This is a genomic window from Hydrogenophaga sp. (genome assembly GCF_028698005.1).
Classification (GTDB): domain Bacteria; phylum Pseudomonadota; class Gammaproteobacteria; order Burkholderiales; family Burkholderiaceae_C; genus Hydrogenophaga.
Genome location: NZ_JAQVEJ010000130.1, coordinates 1 through 8,317, shown reverse-complemented (window position 1 = coordinate 8,317; position 8,317 = coordinate 1). Strand labels below are relative to the sequence as shown.

The 8,317-nt window shown below is 69.2% G+C and carries 9 protein-coding genes; 3 read left to right on the top strand and 6 right to left on the bottom strand.

Annotated features, from left to right (window positions below; genetic code table 11):
• Nucleotides 1-2 precede the first annotated feature (2 nt).
• From PHQ87_RS12190 to ybaL, 3 genes are all read right to left on the bottom strand, one after another.
• A complete protein-coding gene (locus PHQ87_RS12190; protein ID WP_300234627.1) occupies nt 3-1,016 on the bottom strand; it encodes a calcium/sodium antiporter in 1,014 nt (337 codons plus the stop codon).
• Complete coding sequence (locus PHQ87_RS12185) at nt 1,013-1,915, bottom strand: universal stress protein (protein ID WP_300234623.1); 903 nt, start codon at nt 1,913-1,915, stop codon at nt 1,013-1,015. The genes PHQ87_RS12190 and PHQ87_RS12185 overlap by 4 nt, the downstream gene beginning before the upstream one ends.
• 67 nt (nt 1,916-1,982) lie before the next feature.
• Complete coding sequence (ybaL, locus tag PHQ87_RS12180) at nt 1,983-3,704, bottom strand: YbaL family putative K(+) efflux transporter (RefSeq protein WP_300234621.1); 1,722 nt, start codon at nt 3,702-3,704, stop codon at nt 1,983-1,985.
• Nucleotides 3,705-3,841: 137 nt separating this feature from the next.
• On the opposite strand from ybaL, the gene PHQ87_RS12175 reads away from it, so the two are divergent.
• Nucleotides 3,842-5,506 (top strand): Na/Pi symporter, encoded by a 1,665-nt coding sequence (locus PHQ87_RS12175; protein WP_300234617.1) that lies wholly within the window; start codon nt 3,842-3,844, stop codon nt 5,504-5,506.
• A gap of 231 nt (nt 5,507-5,737) precedes the next feature.
• Nucleotides 5,738-6,190, top strand: a complete 453-nt coding sequence (locus tag PHQ87_RS12170; protein ID WP_300234614.1) for a BON domain-containing protein — start codon at nt 5,738-5,740, stop codon at nt 6,188-6,190.
• Between the two features lie 57 nt (nt 6,191-6,247).
• Here PHQ87_RS12170 and PHQ87_RS12165 read toward each other — a convergent pair whose 3' ends face one another.
• Both PHQ87_RS12165 and PHQ87_RS12160 read right to left on the bottom strand, forming a co-directional pair.
• Complete coding sequence (locus PHQ87_RS12165) at nt 6,248-6,487, bottom strand: 4Fe-4S binding protein (RefSeq protein WP_300234612.1); 240 nt, start codon at nt 6,485-6,487, stop codon at nt 6,248-6,250.
• A 37-nt stretch (nt 6,488-6,524) separates the two neighbouring features.
• Complete coding sequence (locus PHQ87_RS12160) at nt 6,525-7,427, bottom strand: LysR family transcriptional regulator (protein ID WP_300234610.1); 903 nt, start codon at nt 7,425-7,427, stop codon at nt 6,525-6,527.
• Between the two features lie 75 nt (nt 7,428-7,502).
• Here PHQ87_RS12160 and PHQ87_RS12155 point away from each other — a divergent pair, with 75 nt between their 5' ends.
• The gene (locus PHQ87_RS12155) at nt 7,503-7,922 is read left to right on the top strand and encodes a PACE efflux transporter (protein ID WP_300234608.1); all 420 of its coding nucleotides are present in this window, start codon (nt 7,503-7,505) and stop codon (nt 7,920-7,922) included.
• 85 nt (nt 7,923-8,007) lie between these two features.
• On the opposite strand, the gene PHQ87_RS12150 is transcribed toward PHQ87_RS12155, so the two are convergent.
• Nucleotides 8,008-8,316 (bottom strand): RNA-binding protein, encoded by a 309-nt coding sequence (locus PHQ87_RS12150; RefSeq protein WP_300234606.1) that lies wholly within the window; start codon nt 8,314-8,316, stop codon nt 8,008-8,010.
• Nucleotide 8,317 lies beyond the last annotated feature (1 nt).

The following is an 8,317-nucleotide window of genomic DNA, read 5'->3' as shown; positions in this document are numbered from 1 at the left end:
GCTCAGATGCGCCACAACAGCAGGGAACCCAGGTAAGCCAGGTAGGCCGTCACAAAGACCATCCCCTCGCGGCGCGAGACGCGGCGGTCGCTTTTGAATACCGGCAGACAGATGATGGCCACCAGGGCCGCCAGCGGCAGATCGATCCAGAGGATGTCGCGGCCGATGTGGATGGGGCCCGGGGCGGCGACGATGGTCAGGCCCAGGATGACCAGCACGTTGTAGATCCCGCTGCCGATCAGGTTGCCGATGGCCACGTCGCGGTCGTTGCGCAAGGTGGCGATCAGCGTGGTGACCATTTCCGGCGTATTGGTGCCCACGGCCACGATGGTCAGGCCGATGACGGCGTCCGAGACACCGAAGGCGCGGGCAATGGCCGAGGCGCCGGCCACCATCAGGTCGGCACCCAGGGCCGCCAGTGCGATGCCGGCGGCCAGCAGCAGGCAGTTCCAGAGCCAGGGCGGCAGGTGTGCGGCCAGGCCGCCTCGGGTGTCCGCACGCTCGGTCGGGTTGAACTCGCGCGCGAACTCTTCGCGCACCAGGGCGCCTTCGCGGCGGCTGGCCCGCACCAGCAGGACCGTGTACACGGTGGCACAGACCAGCAGTCCAAGACCTTCGCCACGCGTGAGCCGGCCGTCCAGGCTCATGATCAGCAGCAGCAAGGCCGTGGCGATCATGGCCGGCACCTCGACCCGCACGCTCATGGAGCGTGTCGGCAGGGCCCGGATGGAGGCGCTCAGGCCCAGGATGAACAGGATATTGAGGATGTTGCCGCCGGCGATGTTGCCCACCGACAGTGCGCCCTGGCCGCTCTGCGCGGCCGTCAGGCCGACGGCCAGCTCGGGCATGCTGGTGCCCAGCGCGACCACGGTCAGCCCGATGGTGACCGGGCGCAGCCCCATCAGGTTGGCCAGGCGCATCGCACCGCGCAGCAGCAGCTCGGCCCCCAGGACAACAATCACCAGGCCGCCCAGGAAGACGGCGAATGGATGCAGCCCCGATGCCGTCAGCGTCATGGAGCCGGCTGCTTGTTCACCACCACCAGCACGTCGGCGTCGCTCTCGGAAAGCACGCGCTGGGTGACGCTGCCCAGCAGCAGCTCCGTCGTGACGTTGGTGCCGTGCTTGCCCATGGCGATCAGATCGCAGCCGAGGCGTTCCTGCTCGCCGATGATCACGCCCACGGTGTCGCCCGCGAGGGCCAGGGGCGTGTGCCGATCCGGTTCGAGGCCGGTTTGCACCGCCAGCGCGCGCAGTTGCTGCTGGGCGCGCTCGCGCGCCTCGCTGCGGTACTGCTCCACGGTCTCGGGCGAGATGCCCGCATTGCGCAGCACGCCTTCGAAGGGTGTGGTGAACACGTGCAGCAGCACGAGATCGGCCCCGGGTGCCAGCTCGCGCGCCAGACGGATGGCCAGCGCCGAACCGGGCGAGAAATCCACCGGGACCAGCACGCGGCGGTAGGGTCGATAGTCGGGGTTCTTCACCAGCAGCACCGGACACCGGCTCTGGCGCAGCAGGCGCGAGGCCGTCGAGCCCACGACCAGGCGCCGCAGGGAGCCCTCGCCGCGTGCACCCACCACCGCCAGGTCGGCGCCGGATTCGGCCACGCGTGCGGGCACCACCGACGCGGGCCGGCCCGGCTCCACCAGCAGCGTCACGTCCACATCCTGGTGCCGCGCCCGATCGCGTGCCGCGGCCTCCAGTGCTTCGCGTCGCTGCGTCAGCACCTGTCGCGAGATGTCGTCGGTCTGCCCGCCGAGCAGCCCGCGCAGCATGGCCAGGGCATCGACGCCGGCCGCGTGCATCAGCGTCAGCCGCGCGCCGGTGGCGGCAGCGAGCTCGAAACCCCGGTCCACGGCCGGCAGCGCGTTGTCCGAGAGGTCGGTGGCTGTGAAGATGTGGCGGATCAATGGCATGGTCATCGCTCCGGTGTCGGGGTGCCGGGACAGGGGTGGCGGCGGGTCGGTGGGTTCGTGCGGACGTTCATGGCCGGTGGTGGTGGGTGGGCGCTGCCACGCGCGAGAGAATGTGGGCCGCCATGCCGCGCGCCAGTTCGTGCTCGCCCAGGAACACTTCACCCAGGCTTTCCCGGCGCAGCAGTTCGGCCTCTTCCTCGCTGTGCGTGCGCAGCACCACTTCGATGGCGGGGTTGAGGGTGCGCGCCACCTCGACCATTTTGCGCACGTTGACGGTATCGGGGATGGCCACCACCAGCATGGCGGCGCGGGCGATGTGGGCCTGGATCAGCACCTCGGGCGTGCCGGCGTCACCGCTGACGGCGGCAATGCCGTCGCGGCGCAGCGCATCGACCCGCTCGCGGTTCTGTTCGGCCACCACGAAGGGCAGGCCGCGGGCATGCAGCGCCTCGGCGATGCGGCGACCCACGCGGCCGTAGCCGACCAGCACCACCTGGCCATTGAGCAGCCGGTGGTCGGTGGACATGGGCAATTCGGCCAGTGGATCGTCGCGCAGCTCCAGCCGGCGCGCCAGCGGCGAGCGTGCCAGCACCCACGCACGCAAGGGCTCGGCCAGCGAGAAGGCGGCCGGGTTCAGGGCAATGGAGATCAGCGCCCCGGCGAGCACCAGGCTCTGACCCTCGACCGGCATCAGGCCCAGACCGACGCCCAGGCTGGCCAGGATGAATGAGAACTCCCCGATCTGCGCCAGGCTGGCGCCCACGGTGAGCGCGGTGTTGAGCGGGTAGTTGAAGGCCAGCACCAGTGCCACGGCAGCGACGGTCTTGCCGACGAAGATGATGGCCACCACCGCCAGCAGCTTGAGGGGTTGCGACCAGATCACCGTCGGGTCGAACAGCATGCCCACCGAGACGAAGAACAGCACCGCGAAGGCGTCGCGCAACGGCAGCGATTCGTCGGCGGCGCGGTGGCTGAACTCGGATTCGCGCATCATCATGCCGGCGAAAAAGGCGCCCAGCGCGAACGACACGTCGAACAGCTCGGCGGCGCCGAAGGCCACACCCACGGCGGTCGATACCACGGCCAGGGTGAACAGCTCCTGTGAGCCGGTGCGCGAGACCCACCACAGCAGCTTGGGCAGCACGCGCCGGCCGACCACCAGCATCAGCACGATGAAGGCCGTGACCTTGGCCAGCGTGATGCCCACGGTGGTCCAGATCTCGCCGGCGCTGGCAATCGGCACGGCCTGGCCGTCGGCGGCCTGAAGCAGGCCGGCCAGCGCCGGCAGCAGCACGAGCACCATGACCATGGCCAGGTCTTCCACCACCAGCCAGCCGACGGCGATCTGACCGTTGATCGATCGCAGCAGGCCGCGCGCCTCCAGCGCGCGCAACAGCACCACCGTGCTGGCCACCGACAGGCACAGTCCGAAGACGATGGCGCCGCCCAGGGGCCAGTCCCACAGCAGGGACACGCCCATGCCCAGCAGCGTGGCCACCGCGATCTGCACGATGGCGCCTGGCACGGCGATGCGCTTGACCGCCAGCAAGTCCTTGAGCGAGAAATGCAGGCCGACGCCGAACATCAGCAGCATGACGCCGATCTCGGCCAGTTGGCCGGCCAGGCCGACGTCGGCCACGAAACCGGGTGTGAACGGGCCGACGACGATGCCGGCCAGCAGATAACCCACCAGCGGCGGCATGTTCAGCCGGCTGGCGATCAGGCCAAAGACCATCGCCAGGCCGAAGCCCGCAGCAATGGTCGCGATGAGGCTGACGTCGTGCGGCATGGGCTGGGCGCCTTTCGTTGCCGGGCGGTGGGTGAATATTGATGTGCCGTACCTTAACATGTGGCACTGGCCTGGCGCATGGGTCGGCGCGGCCGGCGGCGGGAAGAAGCGGGGTGCCGGTTGGCGACAATGTCGCCATGATGGACATTCTTTTCCCCTTTGCGGGCGGCCTCGGCTTGTTCCTGATCGGCATGATGCTGCTGTCGCAGGGCCTGGTGGGTTTTGCCGGTGGCGCGTTGCAGCGGGCACTGACCCGCTTCACCGGCAGCCCGGCCCGTGCCTTCGCCTCGGGCACGCTGGTGACGATGCTGGTGCAGTCGTCAACCGCCACCACGGTGACGCTGATCGGCTTCGTCAGCGCCGGTCTGATCGGCGCGTCGCAGGCCGTGGGCGTGCTGCTGGGGGCGAGCCTGGGCAACACGGCCACGGGCTGGATCGTGGCCGGGCTGGGGCTGAAAATCAGCCTGGGCTACTACACCATGCCGCTGATCGGCATCGGCGCCTTCCTCAAGCTGCTGGGCAGGGGGCGCGTGACCGAGCTGGGCCTGGCTCTGGCCGGCTTCGGCCTGATGTTCACCGGCCTGGACTCGCTGTCCAGGAGCATGCAGGCGCTGTCAACGGTGTTCAACCTGGCCTCGCTGCCGGTCGGCGGTTACGGCGCGCGCCTGGCGGTGATGCTGGTGGGGCTGACCATGACCGCCATCATGCAGTCGTCCTCCGCGGCCATCGCCACCACGCTCACGGCGCTGCACGGTGCGGTGATCAACTTCGATCAGGCGGCGGCCCTGGTCGTGGGTGCGGCCATCGGCACCACGTTCACGGGCGTCATCTCGGCCATCGGTGGCACCGTGCATGCCAAGCGAACGGCCCTGGCCTATGTGCTGTTCAATGCCGGTGCAGGGATCATCGCCATCGTGCTGCTGCCCCTGTTCCACGCAGCGATCGACTGGCTGAACGCACATGCCGGGCTGGACGCCGGTGCCAGCAGCCTGGCGGCCTTCCACACCTTGTTCATTGCCGTGGGGGTGTTGCTGTTCCTGCCGGTGGCGGGGCCGTTTTCGCGCTGGATCGAGCGCCTGCTGCCCGAGGTCGCCAGCGCTGCCACCGCCCGCCTGGACGCCAGCCTGCTGTCCCTGCCCGATGTGGCGCTGGAGGCCTCGGAGCGGGCGCTGGAGCAACTGGCCGGTCAGGCCCTGGAGCTGTTCGAGGCGCGCCTGCACGACGGGCAGGACGATGACATGGAAGCGCGCCTGCGCGCGCTGGACCATGACATCGACCGGGTCTACGAGTTCGTGGGGCGCATCCAGCTGGCGCCCGACGACGCCGCATCGGCCGCCTCGCGCATCGCCCAACTGCATGCCATCGACCACCTGCTGCGCCTGTGCACCCGGCTGCACGACCTGCTGCAGGCGCGTGCGCGCTTGTCGGAGCCGGACTACGCCTGGGCAGCCGGGTACGGACAGCGCATCATTGATGCTGCCCGCCGTGGCCTGGCCGAACGCGAGCTCTCGCTCTGCCTGGATCAACTGTCGCTGGAGGCGGTCGGTCTGACGGCCGAAGCGGCGCAGCGCCGGCAGGATGCGCTGCGGCTGGTGCCGATGGGACGCAGCGGCGCCTCGGACGCCCTGCACCGCACCGACACCTACCGCTGGATCGAGCGCAGCGCCCACCACATCTGGCGCATGTGCCACTATCTGGCGCAGGGTCGCGTGACCCGTGACCGCAAGGGCAGCATCGAAACGCTGGCGCACCCGCCGCTGGAGGCCGAGGCGGGTCTGGAGGCACCGGTGACCCAGGACTGACCTGACACGCGCCACCGGTTCACATCCGGATACATCGGGACATCCAACCCGGGGTCTTGTCCTACAAACCGATCCAGCCACCGCCGACAGCCGGCGCGCGGTCGATTGCCTACAGTGAATGCACAACGTTGTCCGCGAGATCGGACGTCGTTCACCGCCCGGGGCGGCGCCGAGGTTCCAACGCGGCGGCACCACCGGACACATCCATTCCATGTTGACAGGAGACCGATCATGACAACCACGCTGATTCAGCGCCGCATCACCCTGGTGCTGGCCACCACGGCCGCTGCCTTCACGCTGGTGGCCTGCGGGCAGGCCAACGAAGGTGAGACGGTCGGCCAGCAGATCGACAACGCCATCGCCAGCACCGAGTCCGCGGCCAACCGTGTCGGCCAGGAGATGGGCAGCGCGATGGAGCAGGCCAAGGAGGCCGCCGGCAATATGGCCGCGGAGGCCGCCAGCGCCGCGACCGATGCCGCCATCACCACCCGGATCAGCGCCGCGCTGGCCGCCGATGAGCAGCTCAAGGCCTTGCAGATCGACGTTGACACGCAGGCCGGCCGCGTGACGCTGAACGGCCCGGCGCCCGACGAGAGCTCGCGCGAGCGGGCCTCCACCCTTGTCCAGGGCATCGAGGGCGTGGTGTCGGTGGAGAACCGGCTGGTGGTGCAGGGCGGCGGCTGAGGCCAGCTCAGCCGGGTGACGCGCCGGAGGTCGGCCGGTCGCCCGGATGGGCGCTGCCTAGCGCCGGCCGATGTCGGCCGTGCGCACCATGGTGATCGCGTCGAACGGGCACCGGACCGCGCACAGCGCACAGCCGGTGCAGCCGGACGCGTCGTGCAGGCCGCTTTTCTTCTGCCACCCGGGGCCGGGGTGCAGGGACAGCACGTGAGGCTCGCACACCGCCACGCACCAGCCGCAGCCGGTGCAGCGGGCGGGGTCGATACGTGGCAATGCCTTGCGTTTCGCAGGGGAAGTCATGGCGCCATTGTGAGGTCGGGGCGCAGCGGCTGCCGGCTCAGCCGGGTGACGCGCTGGTGGTCTGCCGCATCAGCTCGATGAAGCGCTTGGCGCCCAGCCCCAGTGGCCGGTCGTTCGGCCAGACCACATCCACCCACAGGCGCAACTGGCCCGTCACGTTGCCGAAGCGGATCTCGACCAGTTGCCCGGTGGCCACCAGCGGCTCGACCAGGCGCTTGGGCAGGTAAGCCCAACCCAGTTCGGCCTGCACCAGGCTCAGCGTGCTCAGGTGGCTGTCGGTGCGCCAGATCTGGCGCGCCAGCAGCAGGCGTGGATCGGCCCCGCGCCGGTCGCGCCCGGCCACGGCCACCTGGCGGATGTCGACCAGATCCTCCAGCCGCAGCCGCCCCTGGCGCGCCATCGCCTCGGGGTGTCGGGGCGACATGACCGCCACCAGGATCTCCTGTCCGACCTCCTGAAAGGACTCGCGCTCGTCGGCGCCCGGGCGCTCAAAGACCAGCGCCAGATGGGCCTCGCCCGCGAACAGCATGCGCAGGGCATCGGCCTGCGGCGCCGACAGCACCTCCACGTCGAGCAGGGGAAATTCGCGCGCCAGCACCGCCAGCGGCTGGCTCCAGGGGGCCGACAGCAGCTCGGGCGCGATCGCCAGCGTCAGGCGCTGCTCCAGCCCCTGGTGCATCTGCTCGGCGTGCGCCTGCAACTGCCGCAACTGCCGGGCGAGCTGGCGCGCCTGTGGCTCCAGTGCCCGCGCCACCGCCGTGGGCCGGGGCTCGCGCGAGCCCCGCTCGAACAGGCGCAGGTCCAGTTCGGCCTCCAGTTGGGCGATGGTCATGCTCACCGCCGAGGGCACGCGCCCGAGGTGGCGGGCCGCGGCGGAGAAGGAACCATGGTCGAGCACGGCCAGGAAGACCTGCACGTTGTCGCTGTTGAATGCCGTCATTCCTTCAATCTATCAAAAAAACTGAAAGGAATTGACTTTTTTCGTCAGAAAATCAGGTTTAACATCGCGGCCATCATGCAAGGTATCCAACGCAGAGTCGTTTACGTTTCCCTTTACGAGCTGATCGCCATCGCGGTATCCAGCGTCCTGCTGGCGCTGGTCTCCGGCCAGGGCACCGGGCACGCCAGCGTGGCGGCCGTTGCCGCCTCGGTCATCGCCATCATCTGGAACATCGTCTTCAACACGCTGTTCGAGCGCTGGGAGGCCCGCCAGGCGGTGCGTGGCCGCAATGTCTGGCGCCGGGTGGCCCACGCCGTCGGCTTCGAGGGCGGGCTCGTGCTCGTCCTGGTGCCCATGTTCGCCTGGTGGTTCGGCGTCAGTCTGTGGGAGGCCTTCTGGCTGGAGGCCGGGCTCATCCTCTTCTTCCTCATCTACACCTTCGTCTTCAATCTGGCGTTCGACAAGGTGTTTGGCCTGCCCGCCTCGGCGCAATAAAAAAAGAAAACCCCGCCGTTTCCGGCGGGGTTTCTGGCTTCACGGCACCAACCCGTGCCGGGTTGGCGCAACGCTCAGCGGGTGCTCAGTAGGCCGAGCGGCGCTCGTTGCGGTAGCCACCACCGTAGCCGCCGCCCGTGCTTTCCTTCGGACGCGAGACGTTGACCACGATCGAGCGGCCGCCGACGGACATGCCGTTCAGACCGCGGATGGCGGCTTCGGCCTGCTCGGCCGTGCCCATCTCGACAAAGCCGAAGCCCTTGGAGCGGCCGCTGTCACGGTCGGTCATGACCTTGGCGGACGTGACGTCGCCGAACTCGGCGAAGTTGTGTTGCAGGGCGCCATCGTCGATGGAGTAAGGCAGGTTGCCCACGTACAGTTTGGTGTTGCTCATG